Annotated in this window: 22 protein-coding genes and 1 tRNA gene; 17 read left to right on the top strand and 6 right to left on the bottom strand. The window is 67.9% G+C overall.

What is annotated here, in order from left to right; genetic code table 11:
* The coding region (locus AC3WLC_RS22285) for an autotransporter-associated beta strand repeat-containing protein (RefSeq protein ID WP_493686082.1) at positions 1-1774 on the bottom strand (1774 nt) is incomplete at its 3' end.
* Positions 1775-2061: 287 nt separating this feature from the next.
* Between AC3WLC_RS22285 and AC3WLC_RS22280 the strand changes: the two genes are divergently transcribed.
* The 5 genes from AC3WLC_RS22280 (at position 2062) to AC3WLC_RS22260 (ending at position 5671) form a co-directional block, all read left to right on the top strand.
* A tRNA-Thr gene (locus AC3WLC_RS22280) sits at positions 2062-2136 on the top strand.
* A 71-nt stretch (positions 2137-2207) separates the two neighbouring features.
* Positions 2208-2633, top strand: a complete 426-nt coding sequence (locus AC3WLC_RS22275) for a hypothetical protein (protein WP_493686081.1) — start codon at positions 2208-2210, stop codon at positions 2631-2633.
* 242 nt (positions 2634-2875) lie between these two features.
* On the top strand, positions 2876-3862 hold the full coding sequence (locus AC3WLC_RS22270) for an MBL fold metallo-hydrolase (protein WP_493686080.1): 987 nt from the start codon (positions 2876-2878) through the stop codon (positions 3860-3862).
* 132 nt (positions 3863-3994) lie between these two features.
* Positions 3995-4768, top strand: a complete 774-nt coding sequence (locus AC3WLC_RS22265) for an NAD kinase (protein ID WP_493686079.1) — start codon at positions 3995-3997, stop codon at positions 4766-4768.
* A gap of 369 nt (positions 4769-5137) precedes the next feature.
* Positions 5138-5671: a single-stranded DNA-binding protein gene (locus tag AC3WLC_RS22260; protein ID WP_493686078.1), complete on the top strand. Its 534-nt coding sequence runs from the start codon at positions 5138-5140 to the stop codon at positions 5669-5671.
* Between the two features lie 205 nt (positions 5672-5876).
* Here the strand turns inward: AC3WLC_RS22260 and AC3WLC_RS22255 are convergent, their stop codons facing one another.
* From AC3WLC_RS22255 to AC3WLC_RS22245, 3 genes are all read right to left on the bottom strand, one after another.
* A complete protein-coding gene (locus tag AC3WLC_RS22255; RefSeq protein WP_493686077.1) occupies positions 5877-7973 on the bottom strand; it encodes a xanthine dehydrogenase family protein molybdopterin-binding subunit in 2097 nt (698 codons plus the stop codon).
* Position 7974: 1 nt separating this feature from the next.
* The gene (locus AC3WLC_RS22250) at positions 7975-8445 is read right to left on the bottom strand and encodes a (2Fe-2S)-binding protein (protein WP_493686076.1); all 471 of its coding nucleotides are present in this window, start codon (positions 8443-8445) and stop codon (positions 7975-7977) included.
* 283 nt (positions 8446-8728) lie between these two features.
* Positions 8729-9646, bottom strand: coding sequence for a LysR family transcriptional regulator (locus AC3WLC_RS22245; protein ID WP_493686075.1), 918 nt, complete (start codon positions 9644-9646; stop codon positions 8729-8731).
* A gap of 123 nt (positions 9647-9769) precedes the next feature.
* Between AC3WLC_RS22245 and AC3WLC_RS22240 the strand changes: the two genes are divergently transcribed.
* From AC3WLC_RS22240 to AC3WLC_RS22205, 8 genes are all read left to right on the top strand, one after another.
* Positions 9770-10813: an aromatic ring-hydroxylating dioxygenase subunit alpha gene (locus tag AC3WLC_RS22240; protein ID WP_493686074.1), complete on the top strand. Its 1044-nt coding sequence runs from the start codon at positions 9770-9772 to the stop codon at positions 10811-10813.
* Between the two features lie 8 nt (positions 10814-10821).
* Positions 10822-11964 (top strand): 2Fe-2S iron-sulfur cluster-binding protein, encoded by a 1143-nt coding sequence (locus AC3WLC_RS22235; protein WP_493686073.1) that lies wholly within the window; start codon positions 10822-10824, stop codon positions 11962-11964.
* 14 nt (positions 11965-11978) lie between these two features.
* Positions 11979-13208: a histidinol-phosphate transaminase gene (hisC, locus tag AC3WLC_RS22230; protein ID WP_493686072.1), complete on the top strand. Its 1230-nt coding sequence runs from the start codon at positions 11979-11981 to the stop codon at positions 13206-13208.
* Positions 13183-14733, top strand: a complete 1551-nt coding sequence (locus tag AC3WLC_RS22225) for an ABC transporter substrate-binding protein (RefSeq protein ID WP_493686071.1) — start codon at positions 13183-13185, stop codon at positions 14731-14733. The genes hisC and AC3WLC_RS22225 overlap by 26 nt, the downstream gene beginning before the upstream one ends.
* A 74-nt stretch (positions 14734-14807) precedes the next feature.
* Positions 14808-15779 (top strand): ABC transporter permease, encoded by a 972-nt coding sequence (locus AC3WLC_RS22220; protein WP_493686070.1) that lies wholly within the window; start codon positions 14808-14810, stop codon positions 15777-15779.
* The gene (locus AC3WLC_RS22215; RefSeq protein ID WP_493686069.1) at positions 15776-16627 is read left to right on the top strand and encodes an ABC transporter permease; all 852 of its coding nucleotides are present in this window, start codon (positions 15776-15778) and stop codon (positions 16625-16627) included. Before AC3WLC_RS22220 ends, AC3WLC_RS22215 begins: the two co-directional genes overlap by 4 nt.
* Positions 16617-18299 (top strand): ABC transporter ATP-binding protein, encoded by a 1683-nt coding sequence (locus AC3WLC_RS22210; protein ID WP_493686068.1) that lies wholly within the window; start codon positions 16617-16619, stop codon positions 18297-18299. The genes AC3WLC_RS22215 and AC3WLC_RS22210 overlap by 11 nt, the downstream gene beginning before the upstream one ends.
* Positions 18289-19698, top strand: a complete 1410-nt coding sequence (locus AC3WLC_RS22205) for an FAD-binding oxidoreductase (protein ID WP_493686067.1) — start codon at positions 18289-18291, stop codon at positions 19696-19698. The genes AC3WLC_RS22210 and AC3WLC_RS22205 overlap by 11 nt, the downstream gene beginning before the upstream one ends.
* Before the next feature lie 29 nt (positions 19699-19727).
* On the opposite strand, the gene AC3WLC_RS22200 is transcribed toward AC3WLC_RS22205, so the two are convergent.
* Positions 19728-20303 (bottom strand): NAD(P)H-dependent oxidoreductase, encoded by a 576-nt coding sequence (locus tag AC3WLC_RS22200; RefSeq protein WP_493686066.1) that lies wholly within the window; start codon positions 20301-20303, stop codon positions 19728-19730.
* 86 nt (positions 20304-20389) lie between these two features.
* Between AC3WLC_RS22200 and AC3WLC_RS22195 the strand changes: the two genes are divergently transcribed.
* Complete coding sequence (locus AC3WLC_RS22195; RefSeq protein WP_493686108.1) at positions 20390-21277, top strand: LysR substrate-binding domain-containing protein; 888 nt, start codon at positions 20390-20392, stop codon at positions 21275-21277.
* A gap of 20 nt (positions 21278-21297) precedes the next feature.
* Here AC3WLC_RS22195 and AC3WLC_RS22190 read toward each other — a convergent pair whose 3' ends face one another.
* Positions 21298-21948, bottom strand: a complete 651-nt coding sequence (locus tag AC3WLC_RS22190; protein ID WP_493686065.1) for a helix-turn-helix domain-containing protein — start codon at positions 21946-21948, stop codon at positions 21298-21300.
* A gap of 249 nt (positions 21949-22197) precedes the next feature.
* On the opposite strand from AC3WLC_RS22190, the gene AC3WLC_RS22185 reads away from it, so the two are divergent.
* From AC3WLC_RS22185 to AC3WLC_RS22175, 3 genes are all read left to right on the top strand, one after another.
* Positions 22198-22968: a transporter substrate-binding domain-containing protein gene (locus tag AC3WLC_RS22185; protein ID WP_493686064.1), complete on the top strand. Its 771-nt coding sequence runs from the start codon at positions 22198-22200 to the stop codon at positions 22966-22968.
* Between the two features lie 64 nt (positions 22969-23032).
* Positions 23033-23662, top strand: coding sequence for a hypothetical protein (locus AC3WLC_RS22180; RefSeq protein WP_493686063.1), 630 nt, complete (start codon positions 23033-23035; stop codon positions 23660-23662).
* Complete coding sequence (locus tag AC3WLC_RS22175) at positions 23659-24333, top strand: ABC transporter permease (RefSeq protein WP_493686062.1); 675 nt, start codon at positions 23659-23661, stop codon at positions 24331-24333. Before AC3WLC_RS22180 ends, AC3WLC_RS22175 begins: the two co-directional genes overlap by 4 nt.
* Positions 24334-24338: the final 5 nt, after the last annotated feature.

Raw genomic sequence — 24338 nt, 5'->3', positions numbered from 1 at the left:
TCGTGCCCGAGCCGCCGAGCGTGCCACCATCGAGCGTCACCGTGCTCGCAATCGAGCCATTGACCACCAGCTTGCCGCCCGAGACCTTGGTCGAGCCGGTGTAGGTGTTCGTGCCCGTGAGCGTCAGCGTGCCGGTGCCGGTCTTGGTGACACCGCCCGTGCCGGTGATCTTGCCGGAGAAGGTGGTCGAGCTGTTGTTCGCGCCCGCCGTCAGCGTGCCCGAGCCGAGCGTGACCGTGCCGACGCCGGCGAGCGAGCCGATCGTCTGGTTGAGGCCGGCGAGATCGAGCGTCGCGCCTGATGCCACCGTGACGGTCGAATTGGCGGAGAAGGCGTTGGTGGCGCCGGCCCGCAGCGTTCCCTCCGACACCGTCGTCGTGCCGGAATAGCTGCTGGCACCCTTGAGCACCAAGGTGCCGGCGCCGGTCTTCGCCAGCGAGCCGGTGCCTGTCAGGGACTGGTTCACGATGAAGCTGTTGCCGGCCTCGACGATGTCGAAGCCGCCGCCCTGGCTGCCGAGGATGATGTTGCGGGTCAGCCCGTTCAGCGTCGTCCCGGTCACCTGCAGCACGCCGCCATCCAGCGTCAGCGCCCCTGAGGTCGCGCCGAGATTGCTGTCCTTGGAGATGCTGATCGCGCCGCCCGCGATCGTCGTCCCGCCCGAATAGGTGTTCTCCTGTGTCAGCGTCAGCGTCCCCGTGCCGGTCTTAATCAACGCGCCGGCGCCGCTCACGATATTGTCGACTGTGACATCGGCCGGCTGGGCGAAGGTCAGCGTGCCCGCCTCGATGACGATATCGCCGATCAGGCCGGAGGTGGCATTGCCGAAGGTGAGGCTGTTGGCGCCGCCGGTGAAGCGGATCGCCGCGGCGCGGTTCCCGCCCCCGATGTCGGTCCCGCCCGAAATCGTGCCGCTGGTCGTGATCGACAGGTTCGAACCGACGATGCCGGCGCCGCCCGCGCCGAGTTCGCCGGCGGGGTAGCCCGGCCCCGCACTACCGCCATTGCCGCCCTGGACCGTGCCCGTGACAGTTAGGGTCGTCGTCGCGCTTCCGCTCGCGAACATGATGCCGACGCCGCCGGCTCCACCGGAGCCGGCAAGGTTGTAACCGCTGCCGCCACCGTGGCCGCCATTGCCGCCCTGGACCGTGCCTGTGATCGCGAGCGTCCTTGCCACGCTGCCAGCGGTGAAGAAGAGGCCGATGCCGCCGGAGCCGCCCGAACCGCCCCAATTATCTTGGCTGCCCGCACCGCTACCACCATTGCCACCGGTAATGCTGCCGGACAGGATTCCCAATGCGCCAGCGCCTGTGATCACGGCGCCATAGCCACCGCCACCGCCGCCGCCGCCGCCGGTTTGGTACCAGCCGCTGCCGCCACCGCCGCCGCCATTGCTGCCGACACTGCCGGCCAGCGGCAAGCCGGCACCGACGAAGCCGTGAACGCCACCCGTGCCGCCTCGACCCACGGCCGGGTCTCCCAGTGAGTCAAATCCACCTGCACCGCCGGTAACGGCGCCGGCGCCACCGCCACCGCCACCGCCGCCGGGATACTGACCTGTGCCATTGAGGCCGGCCGCTCCGGCGCCAATTGGATTATCGAGACCGCCGCCGCCGGCAGCTCCGGCATAGCCATCGCCGCCGCGTCCGCCATCGGCGAGCGCTGGTGCTGCAAACGGCGTCGCCAGCAGAACGAGCGCCGTGCCAGCGAGAAGGCGCAGCGCAAACCGCTTGCGCGGCGCCGCCGCAACTGCAGGAATGATCAGGGACGTCATATCAAGGCTCAGCCCAACCGAGCGATAGGCTTAGCCAGCGTCGCGCGCGAGGCAATGAACAGCCGTTCACATCCCGCCAAATCGATCTGGTGTGGTTGATTTGCCGCTGCCCACGACACAAGCCGGCACGTCCCGCGAGATCACCGATCGCAGACCGGGTCGGATGCCCATGCCTGAAAAGCCGCGGCGAATCTCGCCGCCACGGAGGCACCGGAGACCGTGGCTGAGCCGGCCGGCCCGCCACCGGCCTTGCCCTCGCCTCCCCGGCCTGATACCGCAGCGCAAGGGCCGGCGTAGCACAGCGGTAGTGCAGCGGTTTTGTAAACCGAAGGTCGGGAGTTCGATCCTCTCCGCCGGCACCATCCGATTCGGTGGCGTGTCGCTTGCCCGCCATGCCGCCGCGACGACGAGGACGACCGGAGCCTGCCGAGCGATGACCTCTGCCGACCAGCGCGACCAATTGCTCGCTCTCGCCTCGCGCTGCGAGAGCACCGGTCGCCCCGACCGCAATCTCGACGCCGACATCTACGAGGCGCTCGGCTTCACCGTCCGGCGCAAGCCGACCACCCTGCTCGCCCCGCGCACCCCGCCCGGCGGCATCTACCAGCAGGGCTCGCTGTGGAAGGCGATCGGCAAGATCAGCGCCGAGATCGACGTCGCCGTCGGCGTCATCCGCGAGAAGGCGCCGGACTGGAACTGGAGCCTGCAATCGGTCGCGACCGAGGAGCAGACCTATGAGGCGCTGGTCGCCGGCTGCTCGGGCCATGGCGCGCTCGCCTCGCTCGCACTCTGCGCCGCCCTGCTCAAGGCTTTCGCGAGGGGCCGTTCCGACCAGAGTCCGGCCCAGGCCGAGCGCTGAAACGATCCCGATTCCAACGACAAGGCGGATTCGGCGAAGAGATCGAATCAGCCCGCCTCGGCAAGGCCGCACGGCGACGGCGAACTCACGGACAATTGACCCAAGGCAACCAAACGCCGGTTGAAGGCGTTGTTCGCCCAGCTAGTTTGACGCTCGGGCTGAGCAATGCCCAGGGCACGATTCCGGCTGGCGGGGCGCCATCCGGGAGAGGTCGTGCCCTTCTCGTTGTTGGAGCCTGATGGATGGCCCGTTTCGAACCCTCGCGCCGCACCGTGATGGCAGGCGCAGGCGCGCTCACCGTCGCTGCCGCGCTCGATCTGCCGGGCGGCGTCGAGCCGGCCCACGCGCAAGGAGCATCCGTGAACCAGAACCCGGGATTCTACCGCTACAAGGTCGGTGACATCACCGTCACCGCCCTGAACGACGGCTTCGCCAAGCGCCCGCTCGAAGGCTTCGTGCGCAATGCCGAGCTCGCCGACGTCAAGAAGGCGATGGAACAGGCTTATCTGCCGAGCGACGCGCTCTCGATCACCTTCACCACGCTGGCGCTGCAGATCGGCGACAAGATCACCCTGATCGACACCGGCAACGGCGATTCCGGTGCGCCGACCTCCGGCGCCTGGATGAAGAACTTCCAGGCCGCCGGGCTCGACCCGAAGAACGTCTCGACCGTGGTGTTCAGTCATTTCCATGGCGACCATATCAACGGCTTCCGGCTCAAGGACGGCACCGCCGTGTTCCCGAATGCCGAGGTGATGGTGCCGCAGGCCGAATGGGCCTTCTGGATGGACGACGCCAAGATGAACGCCGCGCCTGAAGCGATGAAGGGCGCCTTCGCCGGCGTGCGCCGCGTCTTCGGCCCCGTAGCCAAGGATGTGAAGCAATACGAGGCCGGCAAGGAGATCATCCCTGGCGTGACCGCGATCGCCGCGCCCGGCCATACCCCCGGCCACACCGTCTTCGCCGTCTCCTCCGGCAGCGGCAAGCTGATGGTGCTGTCGGACACGACCAACCACCCTGCCCTGTTCGTGCGCAATCCCGACTGGTCGGCGGTGTTCGACATGGACGGGCCGCAGGCGGCCGCCACCCGCCGCAAGCTGCTCGACATGGCCGTGGCCGACAAGATGCAGGTCTGCTTCTACCACGCGCCATTCCCCGCCACCGGCCATATCGCCAAGGCGGGCAACGGCTTCGAGTTCGTACCGGTGCAGTGGAGCAGCGCGATCTGAGACCCTCGCTCCTCCGCTGGGGAAAGGCCGGGGCATGCGCCCCGGCCTTTCTTTTTTTGGTGCAGGCCCGGCTCGCGATCAGCCGCGATGGCGTGCTAGACCGGTCGGGATCATGCCTGCCGGATACAAGCGATGACCGAGCGCTTCACCGCCATCTCCTTCGTCGCCAGCGACACCGCCGAGGCCCAGGCCGCGCGCGCCAAGCTGGTCGAGCGCTATGGCGATGCCGATCCGGCGCAGGCCGACGTGATCGTCGCGCTCGGCGGCGACGGGCTGATGCTGCAGACGCTGCATCGCTTCATGGGCACCGCCAAGCCCATCTACGGCATGAACCGCGGTTCGGTCGGCTTCCTGATGAACGAGTTCCGCGAGCGCGGCCTGCGCCAGAAGCTCGAGGCGGCGCATCGCAGCGTCGTCCACCCGCTGGCGATGACGGCGGTCGACTGCAACGGCAAGCGCGTCGAGGCGCGCGCCATCAACGAGGTCTCGCTGTTTCGCCGCTCCTATCAGGCGGCAAAACTGCGCCTCTCGGTCGACGGACAGGTGCGCCTCTCCGAGCTCGTCGCCGACGGCATCCTGCTCGCGACGCCCGCCGGCTCCACCGCCTACAACCTCTCAGCCAACGGCCCGATCCTGCCGCTGGATGCTCCGCTCCTGGCTCTGACCCCGCTCTCGCCTTTTCGCCCGCGGCGCTGGCGCGGCGCGCTCCTGCCCGACCATGCCAGGGTGACGATCGCCGTGCTGGAGGCCGAAAAGCGCCCGGTCAGCGCGGTTGCCGACCACACCCAGATCGACAATGTCATCTCGGTGCAGATCGCGATCGACCGCTCGCTCGATCTCGTGATGATGCACGATCCCGGCCACAGCCTGGACGAGCGCATCCTGCGCGAGCAGTTCGGCTATTGAGGTCGCTCCGTACAGAACCTCCACGTCATTCCGGGGCGCCGCGGAGCGGCGAGCCCGGAACCCAGAACCGATGTCCTATCCGGAAATGCAGATCGATCGCCGCGCCTCAGCCCGCAAGCGCATCGGTTCTGGGTTCCGGGCTCAGGCCTTCGGCCTGCCCCGGAATGACGGTCGTGTTTCGGCTGCTTGGCCGCCCAGTCGTCGATAGGAACACGAGCGTTCGAGCGCACGAACTTTGTCGGGGACAAGCCTTGAAAAGGACTTGAACAAAACAAGAACATCATTGATAGTGCCGGCATGGCCCGCTAGGGTCCGGCTCCGGTCATCCGGCCGGATTTGTGCTGAAGTGCGCAGGAAATGGAGCCTGTCATGGCTGGTAGCGTCAACAAGGTCATTCTGGTCGGCAATCTCGGGCGCGACCCCGAGGTGCGGCGCCTCGGCAGCGGCGAGCCGGTGGTCAATCTCAGGATCGCCACTTCGGAAACCTGGCGCGACAAGCAGTCGGGCGAGCGCAAGGAGCGCACCGAGTGGCACTCCGTGGTGATCTTCAACGAGAACCTCGCCAAGGTCGCCGAGCAGTACCTGAAGAAGGGCTCGAAGGTTTACATCGAGGGCCAGCTGCAGACCCGCAAGTGGCAGGACCAGCAGGGCGTCGAGAAGTACACGACCGAAATCGTGCTGCAGCGCTTCCGCGGCGAGCTCACCATCCTCGACAGCCGCGGCCAGGGCGGCGACGAGTTCGGTGGCGGCAGCAGCGGCGGCGGCTATGGCGACGAGGGTTCCTCGGGCGGCGGCTCCTTCGGCCGCTCGAGCCCGGTCGGTGGCGGCTCGCGCCAGCCGGCGATGGCGAGCGGCGGCGGCTCGCGCTCGTCGAGCCATCTCGACGACGACATCCCGTTCTAGAACGCGCTGCGCCCTAGCGGACGCACTGGCTTACCGGCGATTCTACCATCTCGGCCCTGCTCCCCTACCGGCAAGGGCTCCTTCCGGCGGTGCGCGTGTTCATCGACCATCTGGTCGCCGAGTTTCCCAAAGTGGTCCTGCCCTGACCATCGTCGTGCGTTGCCGCTCTTTCGCGGGACAGCGTCGCACGATGCTCAGGGGATACTCAGCCCATGAGCGTCGCGATCACGCGATCCCGCGTCATGGGGAGATCGTGGATTCTCACGCCCAGCGCCGCCGCGACCGCGTTGCCGATGGCCCCGGCCGTCGGACCCAACGAGACTTCGCCGACACCGCTCGAAGAATCCTCGCGGTTCGAGATGATCTCGACCTGAATGTCCGGAATGTCGGCGAAGCTCAGGATTGGATAGTCGCGCCAGCTTTCGGCGGTCAGGAGCGATCCCTCCGTTGGCACGGCTTCCTTCAAGGCCCAACTGGCCGCTTGGATCATGCCGCCCTCGACCTGCGCGACGATGCCGTCCGGGTTGATCGCCAGACCGGCATCGACCGCGCTCCACAGGCCGCGCAGCACGATCTGCTCCTCGACTTCGACGAGCGCGACGACGGCGCAGTAGGCGCCCGTGTTCTTGAACCGGGCAAAGCCGATGCCGCGGCCGCAGCCGTCGGGAGGCGGCTCGCCCCAGCTCGACAAGGCCGCGGCCCGCGCGATGACGGCACGGGCCCGCTCGTCCGAGAGATGGGCCAGGCGGAACGCGACCGGGTCGATGCCGGCCGCTTCCGCCAGCTGATCCATCATGCTTTCGACCGCGAAGACGTTGGCGAAGGCTCCGAGCGAGCGCAGCGCCGAAAGCCTGAACGGCATGTCCGGAACGAACTGGTGCGTGACACGCTGCGGGAAATCGTAGAGCGCGACCGCGTTCTTCGTCCCACCATTGTGCATCGGCAGATCGCGCTGGGCCGCGAACGACCAATCATCGGAGATCGCGGCGGGGCCGAGCAGGTTCACTCCGTCATTCCAGCCGGGGCGCTGGACATGCGAGCCCGACCGGGTTTCGAGCTCCCAATGAACCACACGTCCTTGATCGACCGCAGCCGCCACCCGGACGCTCATGGGTGAGCCGAGCGGCTCGGCCGTCAATTCGTCCAAGCGAGACCATTGCACGCGCACCGGGCGTCCCGGCACGGCCCGGGCGAGAAGCAGAGCGTCCATGGCGGCGTCGTCGGCGCCGTTATGACCATAGCAACCCGCTCCCTGGGCATGCCGAACGCGCACCGCCCCGGCATCGAAACCGAGCACGCGCGCCGCCTGGTCGCGCAGCGCGAAGACCGTCTGGGAATGGCTCCACAGCTCCGCGCTGTCCGAATGAATGAGCGCGATGCCGCATGACGGTCCGATCGAGCCGTGGCCGACCAGCGGCTTGGTGAACATGGCTTCGATCAGCCCAGGAGCGCCACGGTCGCTGCCGAAATCATCGCGGATGACGGTGTCCAGCCTCGGCTTGCCGCGCAGGATGTCGAGCACGGTCTCGTGGCGCGCGATCTCGGGAAGGTCCCAGCTTGCCGCGCTCGGGACCTTTTCCCAGGCCTTGTCCAGCTCATGCTCGGTTTCTGCGAGGACGCCGACGAAATCCCGTTCGACGATGACCGAAACGACGCCCTTCCGATTGAGAATCTTCGCGCCGTCGAACTGTTGGAGGCGCGCGAGCGCGTGCGGCTTGCGCAGCACGCGCCCGTGCAGCATGCCCGGCAGGACGATATCGTGGACGAAGGCCGCGCCGGCGAGCTTCTGCTGCGAACCGATGGCCGACGCGCTTGTCCCGACCACGCTGTATCGGTCGCGCGGCTTGAGCGGAGCGGTGCCGTCGATCCGGCCGTCGAGATCGAGGTACGGCACGACGGTCCAGATCGTGTCCGGCAGCACCCCTCCGTCGAACTCGAACGCCCCTCTTCGGGTTGCGACCTCGTCGGCGGGAGCTTGCGCGCGCATCGCCGCCGCATGGATCAGGCGCCGCCGCAGATCGGCCGCAGCGGCACGCACGAGCGGGCCGGAGGTCTCGATCGACATGCTGCCAACCGTTCCGGCCTCGAAAGGCGAGATCCCGGTGTCGCCGGAGATCACCTCCACCTGCCGCAGATCGAGATCGAGCTCCTCCGCCGCGATCTGCGCGAGCGCCGTCAGGATGCCCTGGCCGAGCTCGACCTTGCCGGTCTTGAGCCGAACCTTGCCGGGGACGGAGAGGTCGAACCAATCGCCGAGGCAGTGGCCGGCCGAGGCGGACAAGGGCGCGGTCACCTGTGCCATCTCAGCGCTCCGCCGCGGCGATCAGCGCCGCGGCTCTCTCGACGCCGCGCACGATGCTGGCATGGGCGCCGCAACGACAGAGATTGCGCGACAAGGCGGTGCGGATGTCATCGCGGCTTGGGGAAGGGTTGCGCGTCAGCAGCGCGTAGGCGGTTACGAAGATCCCGCTGAGGCAGTAGCGGCATTGGCCGGCACCCACCTCGAAGAACGCCTCCCTCAGCGCGTCCGCGACGGCTCCCTGCAGCCCTTCGGCCGTTTCAACCTGCTTTCCGGCGGCGTCTTCGACGAACTGGCCGCAGGCATAGTGCAGGTGCCCGTCGATCAGGACCGTGCAGCCACCGCAATCTTCTGCACCGCAGCCGAACCGCGTGCCGTGAAGCCCGAGCTCGTTCCGCAGGACCAGCAACAGGGTCGAGCCGCCATCGGCGCCCGAGGTGACTGCCTTGCCGTTGACGGTGAAGCTGATGCTCATGGCCTTCCGCCTCTTTGCCTCTATGGAGTGCCGCGACGCGCCAGCCCGAAGACCCTAGCGGCCGACTCTCGCTACTACAATCGATTGTACAACGCAACTTCAGTGCTTCCTCCTGATAGCGCCAACCGGCATCCTACGCACGCATATTGCCTGCTTAATCAAGCATCGGCTGCCAAGCGTCGATTTCAGCTCGATCTACAAACGATTGCAATAACAATGCCCCGCCGCGCCCGCTTACGCTGGTCGTTGCAAGGACGCCGAACAGGAGGGCGAAGCTCCTCCGTCAAACGGCTGCGGAGATGCGTTGCTGCGCACGCGACATGGCCAGCACCCAATCGCGGAACTGCGCGCCGAAAGGCTTCTCCAGCGCGGCTCGGTCCCAGGCCAGGAAATAGCTTTCGCCGAGCTGCAGCCGCCGGTCGATCGGCACGACCAACCGCTCGGAGGCAAGGTCCTCGCGGATCATCGCGATCTGGGCGAGTACGAAACCGCGGCCGTTGACGGCGGCATCCAAGGCCGTGCTCGACAAGGAGAAGGCGAGCTCGGTCGAGACATTGCCCACGGAAACCCCGACGCTGCGTGCCCACTCCTCCCAGCTCGGCGCAGGCCTGTGCGATCCCTCCCACTCGATCCCGATCAGGGGACAGGCGAAGATGTCTTCCGGTGCCGCGATGGCCTTGCCGGCGATCAGGCCGGGCGCACAGGCCGGCACGACCCAGTCGGTGAAGAGCGGCGCGTAGTGGTCGAAAGACTGGCTCTTCGAGCCATATGACAACCTGAAATCGACACCGTCCTCGAACAGCCGCGGCTCGGACTCGGCACCGACCAGGCGGATCTTCGAGGCCGGATTCAGCGCCTGCCAGTCGAAGAGCTGCGGGCCGAGCCAGCGGCTGGCCACGGTCGCGAGGCAGCTCACGACGAGGCCGGCGCCGGCGCGCTTGCGGTGAAGCGTGGCATGGGCCTGGCGGAGCGCCGCGAAGGGGCCGGTGATGTCGAGCTGGTAGGCCGTCCCCCAGGAGGTCAGCTCGACGCCGCGCCCATTGCGCTCGACGAGCCGGATGCCGAGGCAGCTTTCCAGCTTCTTGATCTGCTGGCTGATCGCGCCGGGCGTGACGAACAGCTCGGCCGCCGCATCGGACACGCTGCCCAGCCGCGCGACCGCCTCGAATGCCTGAAGCGCCTTGAGCGGCGGCAATGCCAAACCTGCCTCCCATCCGATCTTCACATTTTAGCAAATCTAAAATGTAACGCAATTCTTCGGACTCAAGCCGGCGCCGCATCGCTGCCTATCATCCCCTCGATGGCGATTGATGGGAGGGCGTCGATGTTCCTGAAAAATGCCTGGTATGTCGCGGCCTGGGACCATGAGGTCCGGGACCAGCTCCACCCGGTGACGATGCTGTCCGAGAACGTCGTGCTCTACCGGCGGCGCGACGGCAAGCTGGCCGCGCTCGAGGACGCCTGCCCGCACCGCAAGCTGCCGCTCTCGATGGGGCGCATCAAGGGCGACGACGTCGAATGCGGCTATCACGGCCTCACCTTCGACTGCACGGGCACCTGCACCCGCGTTCCCGGCGCCGAGCGGATTCCGCATGTCGCCCGCGTCCGCTCCTACCCTGTCGCGGAGCGCTACGGCCTGATCTGGGTCTGGATGGGCGATCCGGCGCTGGCCGACCCCGCGTCGATCTTCGCCGTCAACCATTGGGGCGACCCCACATGGGGCGTCAACCAGGGCGACGGCATGACGATCGCCTGCAACTACCTCTACATGACCGACAATCTGCTCGACCCCTCCCACGTCGCCTGGGTGCACCAGAGTTCCTTCGCCGGGGCCGGCACCGAAGAGACGCCGCTGGAGACGACCGTCGGCGAGGACGGCGTCACGGTCTGGCGCTGGATGATGGATGCCGAGCCCGCGCCCTTCTACGCCCCGTTCCTGAAGTTCAAGGGCAATTGCGACCGCAAGCAGCACTATGAGGTGCGCTATCCCAGCCACGCCATCATCCGGGCGATCTTCACGCCGGCCGGCAGCGGCGGTGTCGGCCAGCCGCTCCATCCGGACGTGTTCCTGATGGACAGCTACAACTTCATGACGCCGGTCGACGAGAACAGCACCCGCTATTTCTGGTTCCAGATGCGCAACTTCGCGCCGAACGATCCGGAGATTTCGGCGCAGTTCGCTCGTTCGGTGCGCGGTGCCTTCGAGGAGGACCGGGCGGTCCTCACCGCCGTGCATCAGGGCATGGCCAACAAGCGCACCCCCAATCTCGACCTCAAGATCGATGTCGGGCCGCTGCGGTTCCGCCGCCGCCTGGCACAGATGATCGAGGCCGAGACCGCCGCCAATGCCCAGCAGGCGGCGGAATAGGCGCCGCCGTGGCGGACGCTGCGCAAGCTGCAACCCGGTTCCGGCCGTTCCGCGTGGTGTCGCGGACGCCGGAGAGCCGGACGATCACCTCCTTCGCACTGGAGCCGCTCGACCCCGCGGACTGGCGAGCCTTCGAGCCCGGCCAATACCTGCCGATCCGCATTCCCGGTAAGGACGGGCAGGCAGCGGCGCTGCGGACCTACAGCATCTCGTCGGCGCCATCCGACAGGGCGCGCTACCGAATCACGGTGAAGCGCGAGGGCGCTCCAGCGCCCGGCCTGCCGGACGGAGTCGGCTCCTGCTTCCTGCATGACCGTGTCGCTATCGGCGATCTCGTCGAGATCGCGCCGCCGCGCGGAGAGTTCGTGCTGGCCAGGGACACGCAGCGGCCCGTCATCCTCGCCAGCGGCGGCGTCGGCCTGACGCCGCTCGTCTCGATGCTTCACGCCCTGACGAGCGAGTCGGAGCGCGAGGTGCACTTCCTGCACGCCTGCGACGGTGGCGAAGTCCACGCCTTGCGCCGGGAGGTCGATGCGCTCATCCGCAGCCGCCCCGGGCTGACGGCACGCTATTGCTATCGCGCGCCCTCCCCGGCTGATGTCGCGGCCGGGCTGCATCATGCCGACGGGCTGATGACCAAGGCGCTGCTGCGCAGCTGGCTGCCGCTCGGCGACTACGACGTCTATCTCTGCGGGCCGCCGCCCTTCATGGCCAGTGTCTACGCCGCCTTCCGCGAGCTCGGCGTGCGCAAGGACCGCATCCGCTACGAGTTCTTCGGCCCCGCGACCGTGCTCGAAGGGGCGGAGGAGGAGGCGCCAGCGGCGCCCCCGGCCGAGCCCTTGCCACTTGCCGACGAACCCGTGGCCACCATCGAAACGAACGAGGCCGGAGCCGGCCTGCAGATCAGCTTCGCGCGGTCGGAACGCTCGGCCGCATGGGACGAGGCGAACGACGCCAACCTGCTCGCCTTCGCCGAACGGCTCGGCCTCGATCCACCCTTCTCCTGTCGCGCCGGCATCTGCAGCACCTGCCGCACCAACCTGCTGCAGGGCGAGGTCAACTATGTCGAGGAGCCGCTCGATCCGCCGGGGCCAGGCGAGGTGCTGCTGTGCTGCGCCAGACCGCGCGGCCCGCTCGTCCTGGATCTCTAGGAGAAGCCGCACCCATGAGCGAAGCATCGATCCGCCTCGTCGACGAAACCGGACAGACCTCCGGCTCGCTCATGCTCAATCCGCATGTCGCGGCGCTGCCGCCCTATAATGCCGGGCTGAACATCGCGGTGGCGCGCGCGGTGAGCGGGCGCTCCGATATCGCCCGGCTCGCCAGCAACGAGAATCCCGATGGCTGCTCGCCTGCCGTGCTGGAAGCGTTGCGCTCGCCGCAATTCGAGCCCTGGCGCTATGCCGACCCGGCCTGCACCGAACTTCGGAGCGTGCTCGCCGAGAAGCTCGCGACTGCGGCCGACCGGATCGTGATTGGCAACGGCTCGGAGGAGATGATCGCGGCGATCGCGCGGGCGGCGCTGACACCAGGCTGCGAGGTCGTGACCGTCATACCGAGCTTTGGCCTGCACGAGATCGAGCCGCTGGCCGCCGGCGCCCGCGTGGTGAAGGTTCCGATGGCCGACGATCTCGGCTTCGACATTGAAGCCATCGCTGCCGCGCTCGCGGCCGAGCCTCGTATCCTGTTCCTGTCGTCGCCGTCCAACCCGGTCGGCCCCGCCCTCGACCGGAACCAGCTCGAACGGCTCGCCCGGGCAGCCTCGCCGCGCACGCTCTTCGTGCTCGACGAGGCCTATTTCGAATATGCCGACGAGGGCGCGCCCGATGCGCGCGCGATCCTGAGCGCGGCGGGCCTGCCGCATATCGTGCTGCGGACCTTCTCGAAGGCTTATGGCCTCGCCGGCCTCAGGGTCGGCTATGCCATCTGTTCCGATGCCGGGCTCGCCCGCGCCGTCGCAGCGGCGAAGACACCGTTCAACGTCAACGCCGCCGCCCAGATCGCCGCCATGGCTGCCCTGCGGGACGAAGACTGGATGAAGGCCTCGACCGCAAGGCTGCGGAGCGAGCGCGAGCGGGTGCGAGAGGCGCTGCACCGGCTCGGCCTCAGGCCGGCGCCCTCGCAGACCAATTTCCTGTTCCTCGACATCGGCGCCGACAGCGACGTCATCGCCGCCGCGCTGCTGCGCGAGGGGATCATCGTCAAGCCTTGGCGCGAGGCCGGCTATCGCAGCTACCTGCGCGTCACCATCGGCCATGCCGCGGACAACGACCGGCTGATCGCCGGGCTCGCCGCCTGCCTCGGCGTGCAGCTGACACCAGCATCCAACGAGAGCGGAAACCGCTCCGGCAACACAGAGGGAAACTGCAATGACCAACCACGGATATCCGGATAGGCGAAGCCTTCTTCTCGGCGCCGGCGCGCTCGGCGCGGCGCAACTCCTGCCGTCGACTGCCAGCGCGCAGGCGCCGAAGCGCGGCGGCGCCTTCAGGGTCGGCATCTCCGACTTCGCGACCTCGGACTCGCTCGATCCGACCCTGGTCGAGACGCAGTTCTCGCAGCACCTGCAATGGCAGCTGCGCAACAACCTCGTCGAGGCGGGACCGGGCGGAAAGCTCGTCCCCGAGCTGGCGGAAAGCTGGGAGGGCTCGAAGGACGCCAAGACCTGGACCTTCAAGCTGCGCAAGGGCGTCACCTTCCATGACGGCAAGAGCCTGACGCCGGCCGACGTCGTCCACTCCTACAACACCCATCGGCGTGAAGGCTCGAAGTCGATGACCAAGCCGATCCTGGCGCAGATCGCCACGGTCAAGGCCGACGGTCCCGATACGGTCGTGTTCGAATTGCTCGACGGCAATGTCGGCTTTCCGGCCCTGACCAGCTCGGTCGGCCTCGTCATCATCCCCGACGGCGACACCGACTATCGCCGCGGCATGGGCACCGGCGGCTACATCCTGGAGCAGTTCGAGCCGGGCGTGCGCTCGCGCGTGAAGCGCAATCCGAACTACTGGAAAGCCGGCAGGGGCAATTTCGACACGGTCGAAATGATCTGCATCAAGGACGCGACGGCCCGCGCCAACGCGCTGCTGACCGGCCAGATCGATGCCTACAATGCCGTCGATCCGCGCACCGTCGCGCTGCTCGAGCGCAATGCCGCGGTCCGCATCAACCGGGTGAAGAGCAAGGCGCATTTCGCCTTCCCGATGATGGTCGACCAGGCGCCCTTCACCTCCAACGACGTGCGCCTCGCCATGAAATACGCGATCGACCGCGAGGAGATCGTGAAGCGCGTGCTCGGCGGCTTCGGCTCGCCCGGCAACGACCATCCGCTCTCAGCCGCCTACGAGTTCTATGACGGCTCGATCCCGCAGCGCGCCTACGATCCCGACAAGGCGAAGTTCCACCTCGCCAAGGCGGGCGAGGCGAACCTGCGCGTGCAGCTCCATGTCTCCGAGACGCCGTTCGCGGGCGCGACCGACGCGGCGGTGCTGTTCAAGGCCCATGCGGCCAAGGCCGGCATCACCGTCGACGTCGCCAAGGAGCCGGAGGACGGCTACTGGTCCTCGGTCTGGAACAAGAAGCCGCTCTGCACCTCGCGCTGGAGCGGACGCATCAACGACGACGTGCTGCTGACGCTGGGCTATTCCGACACCGGCACCAAGGCCGGCTGGAACGAGACGCGCATCAATAATCCGCGCCTCAACGCTATCGTCGCCGAAGCTCGCAAGGAGTTCGACACCGGCAAGCGCCGCGCGCTCTACAGCGAGGCGCAGCGCATCATCCACGATGAGGGCGGCTCGAACATCTTCGCCTTCGCCGATTTCCTCGACGCGACCAGCCGCAAGCTGGCGTTTGGAGAGCTCGCCGGCGACTGGATGCTCGACGGCTGCCGCGCCTCCGAGCGCTGGTGGTTCGCCTGAGCCGCGTCGTCCGCCCGGATTTGGCCGCCTGACCTGCTCCCGCCGGAGCCGGTCAGGCCAGCAAGGATCGTTCGATGCACGGCGTCCTCGCCATGATAACCCAGCGGATCGCGCTCGGGGTCGCGACCCTGTTCGTGATCTCGCTGCTGGTCTTCCTCGCCGTCGACATGTTGCCGGGCGATCCGGCCGAGGCGATCCTCGGCCAGAGCGCGACGCCCGCCTCGGTCGCGGCGCTCAGGCAGGAACTCGGCCTGAACAAGCCGCTGGTGGTGCGCTATGCCGACTGGACGGCGGGCCTGCTGCGCGGCGATTTCGGGCGCTCGCTCGCAAACGATCGGCCGATCGCGGAGCTGATCGCGCCGCGGCTCGGCGCGACCTTGTCGCTGGCGGCGCTGGCGGCGGCGATCGCGCTGCCGCTCGGCGTCTTGCTCGGCATCCTCTCGACCGTGCATCGCGACCGGGCGCTCGACCGGGTCGCCTCGACGGCCTCGCTGCTCGCGATCTCGTTCCCCGAATTCTTCACCGCCTACATGCTGGTGGCCTGCTTCTCCGTCGGCCTCGGCTGGCTGCCGGCGATCTCGCTGTCGAGCCAGGGCGGCTTCGTCGAGACGCTGACGATGCTGGCGCTGCCCGCCCTGACTCTGTCGCTCGCCGTGATCGGCTATGTCCTGCGGATGACGCGAGCCGCGATCATGGGCGTCATGGCATCGCCTTATGTCGAGATGGCCCGCCTCAAGGGCGTCGGACCTTTCGGCGTCGTCGTGCGCCACGCCCTGCCCAATGCGCTGTCGCCGATCATCAACGTCGTCATCATCAACCTCGCCTATCTCGTCGTCGGCGTCGTGGTGATCGAGGTGGTGTTCGTCTATCCCGGCCTCGGCCAGCTGCTGGTCGACTCTGTCGCGAAGCGCGACATCCCCGTCGTCCAGGCCTGCTGCATGCTGTTCGCCGGCACCTATATCGGCCTCAACCTGCTCGCCGACATCCTGGCGCTTCTGGCCAATCCGCGCCTGCGCCGGCCCCGCAATCGGGAGGCGCGGGCATGACCAGCATCGCAGCGCTCCGCACGGCCCCGCTCTCGGCCCGGATCGGGCTGGCGGTCGTCGCCCTCTATCTGTTCTGCCTGCTCTTCGCCCCGCTCGTCGCGCCCTATGGCGAAACCGAGATCGTCGGCGGTCCCTGGGCCGGCGGCTTCTGGGACCCGGCGGCGGAGGGCCCGGCGACCCTGCTGGGCACCGACCATCTCGGGCGGGACGTGCTCTCGCGCCTGATCTACGGCGCCCGCAACTCGATCACGCTGGCGCTGCTAACGACCACCCTCTCCTTCCTCACCGGGACGACGCTGGGACTGGTCGCGGCCGTACGCGGCGGGGTGGTCGACCAGCTCCTCGGCCGGCTGGTCGATCTCGTCATGGCCTTCCCCACCCTGATCTTCGCGCTGCTGGTCCTCGCCGTTGCCGGCTCGACGCTGCCGGTGCTGATCGGCGTCATCGCGCTGCTCGATGCAACGCGGGTCTTCCGGATCGCGCGCGCCGCCGCGATGGACGTCGCGGCCCAGGACTTCGTCGAGGTCGCGCGGCTGCGCGGCGAGGGAACCGGCTGGATCATGCGCCGCGAGATCCTGCCCAACATCGTCGTGCCGCTAGCGGCGGAGTTCGGCCTGCGCTTCTGCTTCGTCTTCCTGTTCATCGCGACGCTGAGTTTCATCGGCCTCGGCATCCAGCCGCCGACCGCCGATTGGGGCTCGATGGTGCGCGAGAACGCCGCCGCGATCTCGTTCGGTATCCTGATGCCGCTGTTTCCGGCCGGCGCCATCGCGCTCCTGACCATCGGCATCAACCTGGTCATCGACTGGGCCGCGGCTGGCCATCACGGGGTGAGCGATGAACGCTGAAATCGCGAGCCTCGCTGTGTCGGCATCGCGCCCGCAGGCCGAGGCGGGCAGCGCGCCGCTCCTCGTCATGCAGGGCCTCGTGATCGAGACGAGCGGGCCCGGCCGACCGCAGCGGATCGTCGACGGCATCGATCTTAAGCTGCATGCCGGCGAGGTGCTCGGTCTGATCGGGGAATCGGGCGCCGGCAAGTCGACGATCGGCCTCGCCGCGCTCGGCTATGTCCGGCCGGGCTGCCGCTTTGCCGGAGGCTCCGTGCTGTTCGACGGGCAAGACCTGCTCGCCCTGCCGCCGGAGCGCTGCCGGGCACTGCGCGGCACCCGCATCGCCTATGTCGCCCAGAGCGCCACCGCCTCCTTCAACCCGGCCCATCGCCTGATCGACCAGGTGGTCGAGACCGCCACGCGGCAGGCAGGCATGGGTCGGCGTCAGGCCGAACAGGACGCGCGCGAGCTGTTCGCGCGCCTGGCCTTGCCCGACCCCGACCATATCGGCGAGCGCTTCCCGCACGAGCTGTCCGGCGGGCAGCTCCAGCGCGTGATGATCGCGATGGCGATGATCTGCCGGCCCGACCTCATCGTCTTCGACGAGCCGACCACGGCCCTCGACGTGACCACGCAGGTCGAAATCCTCGCCTGCGTCCGCAACATCGTCGAGGCCTTCCGGACCGCCGCGATCTACATCACCCATGATCTTGCGGTGGTGACGCAGCTCGCCCACCGCATCACCGTGCTGCGCCATGGCCGCATCGTCGAGGAAGCCCCGACGCGGGCGATGCTCGCCGCCCCACGCGAGAGCTACACCCGCTCGCTCTGGGCGGTGCGCCAGATCCGGAAGATGCCCGAGCCGGATCACGGCGCGCCACTGCTGGAACTGGACGGGATCAGCGCTTCCTATGGCTACGTCCCAGTGCTCAGGGATGTCTCGCTGACGGTCAGGACAGGCGGCACGGTCGCCCTCGTCGGCGAATCCGGCTCCGGCAAATCGACCCTGGCGCGCGTCGTCGCCGGATTGCTGTCGCCCGCGGCCGGACAGGTGCGGCTTCATGGAAGCCGCTTGCCGGGGGCCCTGCGGGATCGCTCGCGCGATCAGCTTCGCCGCGTCCAGCTCATCCACCAGAGCCCGGATGCGGCGCTCAATCCCCGGCAGAGCATCCGCGAGGCGATCGGCCGGCCGCTGCAGCTCTCCAGCGGCCTCAAGGGCGCGGCGCGCGAGGCCCGCCTGCACGAGCTGATGGCCCTGGTCGAGCTGAAGCCCGAACTGCTCGACCGTTTGCCCGGCGCGCTCTCGGGCGGGCAGAAGCAGCGCGTCTGCATCGCCCGCGCGCTCGCCGCCGATCCCGAGCTCTTGATCTGCGACGAGGTGACCTCGGCGCTCGACCAGGTCGTCCAGGCCGATATCCTCGCGATGCTCCAGCGGCTGCAGAAGGAGCTCGGCCTATCCTGCCTCTTCATCACCCATGACATCGCGACGGTCCGCGCCATCGCCGACGAAGTCGTCGTCATGCGCCAGGGCGCCGTGGTCGAAAGCGGGCCGCGCGATGCGGTGCTGGAGACGCCGTCCGACGCCTATACGCGCCTGCTGCTCTCCTGCGTGCCCGATGTCGATCCGGACTGGCTCACCCGCCTCTTGCTGCAGCGCGGCGAGACCAGGGACATCAACGATGCGGGTTGAAGACATGCCGGCCGGGCCCGCGCCGGACCGGGTCGCCTCCCTGCGCGCGCATCTGCCGGGCAGCCAGGTGCTCGGCCGCGATGCGCTTGCCGCGCGCGATCCCGGCTGGGACGCCGGCAATCTGAACGCCTTCGCGCTCGTTCGCCCCGGCTCCGTCGCGGAGGTCGTAGAGCTGGTGGCGTGGTGCCGGGCGCATCATTGCGCTTTCGTGCCGCAAGGCGGGCGGACCGGCCTCGTCGGCGGCTCCGTCACCACGCCCGAGCAGCTGATCTGCGATCTCGGAGCGCTCGACAGGATCGAGGAGATCGATCCCGACAGCGGCATCGCCGTGGTCCAGGCTGGGGTCACGCTCGGAGCCCTGCAAGAGGCGGCGGCGGCCGTCGGGCTCCATCCCGGCCTCGACCTCGCCGCGCGCGGCTCGGCCACGATCGGCGGGCTGATCGCGACCAATGCCGGCGGCATCACCGCCTTCCGCACCGGCGTCATGCGCCACCGCGTGCTCGGCCTGGAAGCCGTGCTCCCCGATGGGCGCCTCGTCGACGACATGACGCGCGTCCTGAAGACCAGCGCCGGCTATGATGTGAAGCAGCTCTTGATCGGGGCGGAGGGCACGCTCGGCATCGTCACGCGCGCGGTGATCCGGCTCGATCCCCTGCCGAACGGCCGCGCGACAGCGCTGCTCGGCACCGCCGGGGCGGCGCAGGCGCTCGACATCGTCCGCCGGCAGCGGGCGGGATCGGCGCCGCTGCTCGCGGCGGAGATCATGTGGTCCGGCTTCGCGGCCGCGACCTCTGCCGCGCTCGGCCTCGATCCGACGCAATTGCCGCTGCGCTCGCCCTGCCTGCTCCTGGTCGAGCTCGGCGGCGCGGGTTTCGAGGCTGCCCGCATCGGATTGGAGGACGCGCTCGCAGCCCTCGCGGAGACGGATCCCGAGCTCGACGGCATCGTCAGCACCTCGATGGCCCAGTCGGCGCAGCTCTGGCGGCTGCGCGAGGATACGGAGGTGCTCTACCGGCTCCACCCGCAGGCGCCGTCCTACGACATCTCGCTGCCGGCGCGCGCATTCGATGGCTATGTAGAGCGCCTGCGACCGGCGCTGAAGGCGATCGACCCGGCAATCGAGCCCTATCTATTCGGCCATCTCGCCGACGGCAACCTGCACATCGTCCTGAACCGCCCCGGCCCGCTCCGGCCGAATGTCCGGACGGCCGTGGAGACTGCGATCTATGGCGAGTTGCGCGGGCTCGGCGGCTCGTTCTCCGCCGAGCATGGCGTCGGCAGCAAGCGAATCGCGGCCCTGCAACGCCACGCCGACCCGGTGAAACTGGCGCTGATGGCCGAGCTCAAGCGGCTGTTCGACCCCGACAATCTCTGCAATCCCGGCAAGATCGTGGCCTGAACACCGCACCACGCCGGGCGGGAACCGCCTCACGCCGCCTCCCGGCTCGTGGCCGGCGTCGCCGCGATCCAGGCTTCGAGTGCGGCGGCATAGTCGGTGGCGGCCGCTTCGAGCGCTTCGGCGGGAAGCTTGTCGGCTTCGTAGAGGACGAAGGGCTCGCTCCAGGGCAGGCCGCAGCGATGGGCGGTGGCGCGCAGCGGCGCCAAGAGGTCGATCATGGCGAACATGTTGCGGCCGCCCGGACGATAGGCGTCGGGCACGTTGCCGGCGGTCGCCGCGATCATAAGCGGCGTGCCTTCCAGCCGCCGGCCCTCGGCCTCGTAGGCGAGGTAGAACATGCGGGTGAGCACCGCGTCCTGCCACGCCTTCAGCAGGGCCGGCGTGGAGTACCACTGGATCGGGAACTGCAGCACGATGCGGTCGGCGCCGAGCAGTCGGGCGGCCTCGCGCTCCCCGTCGCGGAATATGTCGATGCCATCGGGATAGAGCGCCTGCATGTCGACGATCTCGACCCCGGGCAGGCCGGCCGCCGCAGCCGACAGGGCGGCATTGGCCTTGGACTGCGAGAGATCGCGGTGAAACAACAGGATGAGGGTCTTGGTCATGGTCGTCTCCCGTTCTGGCGAGAGGACGATGCTCGGCGAGAACAAATTACTCCAATCGATTGATGATCTATCCTATTATCGATTCCATGAATTTACGTGCGCTCGACCTTAACCTCCTCGTCATCCTCGACGCGCTTCTCGACGAGGCGCATGTCAGCCGCGCGGCCGACCGGCTCGGCCTGTCGCAGCCGGCGGCCTCGGCGGCGCTGCAGCGCTGCCGCCATCTGTTCCGCGACGAGCTCCTGGAGCGCGGCCGCGGCACCATGTCCCTGACCGCGAAGGCGCAAGCGCTGCGCGCGCCGCTGAAATCGCTGCTGGCGGGCGTGACCGAACTGGTCGACCCGTCGGAAGTGCCGCTCGCGGAGATCCGGCAGACGCTGCGCATCACCATGGCCGATTATCCGGCCCTGATCGTCATCGCGCCGCTCCAGCAGGAGTTGCAGCGCGTGGCGCCCGGCCTCGATCTGGTGATCCAGCCCTGGCATGGCGCCGATGCCGCACGCGCCGCCCTGGTCGATGGCTCCACCGACCTCGCCATCTCGGTCTTCCCGCCGGCCGAGGACGATCTCCATCGCGAGGAACTGCTGACGGAACGCTATATGGCCGCCATGCGGACAGGCCATCCCGCTGCGGCGAATTTCGATCTCGAAGCCTGGCTGTCCTACCCACACATCCTCGTCTCCGGTCGCGGCGACACGCGCACGCCGATCGATGCCGAACTCGCCAACCGGGGATTGTCGCGGCGCGTCGGCCTGGTCGTGCCCAATTTCCAGATGGTGCCGGAGCTGCTGCGCGGCTCGGACATGATCGCCCTTTTCCCGTCGCGGGTCCTGGCCGAGTTCGAGGGGCTCGCCTCCTTTCCCCCACCGCTTCCCGTGCCCGGTTTTGCGCTGCATCTGGCCTGGCACCGACGGCGCGCGAAGGATGCCGCCCTGCAGTGCGTCGCCGCGATCCTCGTGCGATTGCTGCGCTGAGCCGCCGGCTTCCCTCTGCCCTAGGTGCGCAGATTGAATACCACCGACAGGAAGCGGACGGTCGGCGTCAGCAGCCGCTCGTGGCCATGGACGAAATTGGCGTCGAAGACGAGCGTGTCGCCGGGACGCAGCTCCATCGACGCATCGGCATAGCGGTAGACCATTGAGCCTTCGAGCATGTGCATGAACTCGATCCCAGTATGCTGGAAGCCGGGATGGTCCGCCGCCTCGCTCGTCAGGGTGACCAGATAGGGCTCGATATACTTCTCGCCCGAGAGCAAGTGACCGAGCAATTCGTAGCTCAGACCGGCGCGCTGGCCGCGGCGCTGCACGGCGATGCCCTGCCCCGCCCGCACGAGCGAATAGTCGGCCTGCTGGTTATAGGAGGCGAACAGCCGCGCGACCGGCACCTTGAGCGCAGCCGCGATCGAGACGAGCGTCGTGAAGGACGGGGTGGCCGAGCCGCGCTCGATCTTGGAGAGCATGCCGTTCGACAATTTCGCGGCTTCAGCCAGCTGGTTGGCGGCCATGCTCAGGCTCAGCCGCAGGCTCCTGATCTCCTGGCCGACAGCCGCGGCGAGAGCCTGGCCGCCCTGCCCGCCATCGGACTCGCCAGCCGCCTTTGCGGCTGAGCCCTCGCCCGTGGCCGTGCGGCCGGGCCGCGTCATCATCGCTAGCGCCCCGCGCCTGACACGCTTTCCTTCCGGCGGTTTGCCGTCGCGCTTGCGATCGACCAAAGCAGAACCTCCCAGCCTTCGCGGATCCGTTTCGAGCCTGCACAGCGCCACTCCGACGGACTCTCCGCGCGGTCCCGGCAGCGACATTTTCATGAGATGAAAATATTTGCCAGCGCGTTGACAAGCCGCAGGCGTGGCAGAACAATCCTTGCAACGATCGATAATAAATGTCGTGAGGGGATCATGCTCAACAATCGAAAACTCAAGACTATTCTTCTCTGCGCGGCCCTGTCGAGCGTCTTCGCCGGAGCATCGCAAGCAAAAGACCTGCGGATTGCCACCGAAGGAACCTATGCGCCGTGGAGCTTCGTCGACGCAGGCGGCAAGCTGACGGGTTGGGACGTCGATATCGCCAACGCGCTGTGCGAGGTGATGAAGGCCAAATGCACGATCCTGGCGCAGGAATGGGACGGCATCATCCCCGGCCTCAACGCCAGGAAATACGACCTGATCGTCGCGAGCATGGGCGTCACCGAAAAGCGCAAGCAGCAGGTCGCCTTCTCCAAGAAGTACAAGAACACGGCGAGCCAGTTCGTCGCTAGGAAGGATGCGCCCGCCGACACCAGCCCCGACGCGCTCAAGGGCAAGCGGATCGGCGTGCAGCGCGGCAGCATCCAGGACGCCTATCTGACCGCGACCTATCCGAAATCCGAGATCGTGCGCTACGACAAGACCACCGATGTCGAGCTCGACCTCATCGCCGGGCGCGTCGACCTGCTGCTCGCCAACAAGGTGACCTCGATGCTCGGCTTCCTGAAGCGGCCGGAGGCAGCGGGCTTTGCCCTCGTCGGCCCCGAATACACCGGCGGCCTGCTGGGCGAAGGCAACGCCATCGCCCTGCGCAAGGACGACGCCAAGCTGCTCGAAGAGGTCAACGCAGCCATTGATACGCTGATCGCCAACGGCACCTATGACAACATCACGAAGAAGTATTTCGACTTCAAGCTGATGTGAAACGACGGGCTGCGCCGAAGGCGGGCTCGGCTTGCCTTCGGCCCGGTAGAACGAGGCTGCCTCCATGATCACCTTTGCGACACTTGGCCCGAGCGGCACCAACCATGAGCTGGTGACCAGGGAATACATCAAGTTCCACGAGATTCCCGACAGCGAGATCGTGCTGGTGCCCGATTTCACCATCGCCACGACCGGGCTGATGCGCGGCGACTATGATTTCGTCGTCCAATGCGCGGTCCATCCGGATACGCCACCGACGCTCGGGACGCATTTCCACAAGGTCTTCGCCGTCGACAGCTTCATCTCCCGCAGCAAGGAGCTGGCGGTGCTGACGCGCTCCGAGGTCGAGCGACCGAAATCGATCGGCCTGCTGGCCCCGGCGACCGAGAGCTATATCGATATCGACCGCTGGGAGACGCGCGTCTCGGACCCTTCGCTGCCGATCATCTTCCAGAACCTGCTTGCCGGGAAATACGACTCGGCGCTGGTCTATCTCGAATATGCCGAGCAGTATCCGGACCGCGTCCGCGTCGACGAGATCCTCGGCTCGCCCGATGATGTCTGGATCGTCTATGCCGACGAGCGGACCTCCGGCGGCAAGCTCCAGGCCTGGCGGGACGGGCCCGTTCGCGAGCTGATCCGCCAGAAGGTCGCGAGCCGCGCCGGCGAAGATGCGGGGGACGCATTGCCATGACCCTGGCCTGGCTCTCCGGCTATGGCCTGCAACTGCTCTACGGAGCGGGGATGACGCTATCGGTCGCCGCCATGGCGCTGCTGGTCGGAACCGTGTTCGGCCTGTCGCTCGGGGCGCTCAAGACCTATGGCAGCAAGCCGTTCCGCTATGCGGCGGAGGCTTATACCGCGATCGTCAGGGGCGTACCCGACCTCATCGTCATCTACCTCATCTATTTCGGCGGCACAGTCGCCCTCACCCGATTGACCGGGCAGTATGTCGACATCAACGGCTTCGCCGCCGGCGTGGCGGCGCTCGCCTTCATCTTTGCGGCCTATGCCAGCGACATCTTCCGCAGCGCCATCAGGCAGGTGCCGCGCGGGCAATCGGAGGCGGCGCATGCACTCGGCCTGCCGCGGAGCGTCGCCTTCTTCTGGGTGGTGCTGCCGCAGGCCTGGCGGATCGCGCTGCCGGGCTTCGGGAATCTTTCGATCATCCTGATCAAGCAGACCTCGCTCATCTCCGTGATCGGGCTGGAGGAGCTGCTCAGGGCGTCCGCCGTGGTCTCGGGCGCGACACGCGAGCCGTTCTTCGTCTACGCCGTCGCCGCGCTGCTCTATCTCGCCATCACCAGCGCGGCGTCCTGGGGCTTGCACCGCGCCCGCCTGCGCTCCAATCGCGGCTTTGCCTGAGCGAT

The organism is Allobosea sp. GW821-FHT03A12 (assembly GCF_058986765.1).
This window is presented reverse-complemented; position numbering and strand designations above follow the sequence as displayed.

What these genes read in the sequence shown, in the direction of transcription:
- AC3WLC_RS22275 (WP_493686081.1), top strand. Translation starts at nt 2,208, where the DNA reads ATGACCTCTGCCGACCAGCGCGACCAATTGCTCGCTCTCGCCTCGCGC.
- AC3WLC_RS22270 (WP_493686080.1), top strand. Translation starts at nt 2,876, where the DNA reads ATGGCCCGTTTCGAACCCTCGCGCCGCACCGTGATGGCAGGCGCAGGC.
- AC3WLC_RS22265 (WP_493686079.1), top strand. Translation starts at nt 3,995, where the DNA reads ATGACCGAGCGCTTCACCGCCATCTCCTTCGTCGCCAGCGACACCGCC.
- AC3WLC_RS22260 (WP_493686078.1), top strand. Translation starts at nt 5,138, where the DNA reads ATGGCTGGTAGCGTCAACAAGGTCATTCTGGTCGGCAATCTCGGGCGC.
- AC3WLC_RS22255 (WP_493686077.1), bottom strand. Translation starts at nt 7,973, where the DNA reads ATGGCACAGGTGACCGCGCCCTTGTCCGCCTCGGCCGGCCACTGCCTC.
- AC3WLC_RS22250 (WP_493686076.1), bottom strand. Translation starts at nt 8,445, where the DNA reads ATGAGCATCAGCTTCACCGTCAACGGCAAGGCAGTCACCTCGGGCGCC.
- AC3WLC_RS22240 (WP_493686074.1), top strand. Translation starts at nt 9,770, where the DNA reads ATGTTCCTGAAAAATGCCTGGTATGTCGCGGCCTGGGACCATGAGGTC.
- hisC (WP_493686072.1), top strand. Translation starts at nt 11,979, where the DNA reads ATGAGCGAAGCATCGATCCGCCTCGTCGACGAAACCGGACAGACCTCC.
- AC3WLC_RS22225 (WP_493686071.1), top strand. Translation starts at nt 13,183, where the DNA reads ATGACCAACCACGGATATCCGGATAGGCGAAGCCTTCTTCTCGGCGCC.
- AC3WLC_RS22220 (WP_493686070.1), top strand. Translation starts at nt 14,808, where the DNA reads ATGCACGGCGTCCTCGCCATGATAACCCAGCGGATCGCGCTCGGGGTC.
- AC3WLC_RS22215 (WP_493686069.1), top strand. Translation starts at nt 15,776, where the DNA reads ATGACCAGCATCGCAGCGCTCCGCACGGCCCCGCTCTCGGCCCGGATC.
- AC3WLC_RS22210 (WP_493686068.1), top strand. Translation starts at nt 16,617, where the DNA reads ATGAACGCTGAAATCGCGAGCCTCGCTGTGTCGGCATCGCGCCCGCAG.
- AC3WLC_RS22205 (WP_493686067.1), top strand. Translation starts at nt 18,289, where the DNA reads ATGCGGGTTGAAGACATGCCGGCCGGGCCCGCGCCGGACCGGGTCGCC.
- AC3WLC_RS22200 (WP_493686066.1), bottom strand. Translation starts at nt 20,303, where the DNA reads ATGACCAAGACCCTCATCCTGTTGTTTCACCGCGATCTCTCGCAGTCC.
- AC3WLC_RS22195 (WP_493686108.1), top strand. Translation starts at nt 20,390, where the DNA reads ATGAATTTACGTGCGCTCGACCTTAACCTCCTCGTCATCCTCGACGCG.
- AC3WLC_RS22190 (WP_493686065.1), bottom strand. Translation starts at nt 21,948, where the DNA reads ATGATGACGCGGCCCGGCCGCACGGCCACGGGCGAGGGCTCAGCCGCA.
- AC3WLC_RS22185 (WP_493686064.1), top strand. Translation starts at nt 22,198, where the DNA reads ATGCTCAACAATCGAAAACTCAAGACTATTCTTCTCTGCGCGGCCCTG.
- AC3WLC_RS22180 (WP_493686063.1), top strand. Translation starts at nt 23,033, where the DNA reads ATGATCACCTTTGCGACACTTGGCCCGAGCGGCACCAACCATGAGCTG.
- AC3WLC_RS22175 (WP_493686062.1), top strand. Translation starts at nt 23,659, where the DNA reads ATGACCCTGGCCTGGCTCTCCGGCTATGGCCTGCAACTGCTCTACGGA.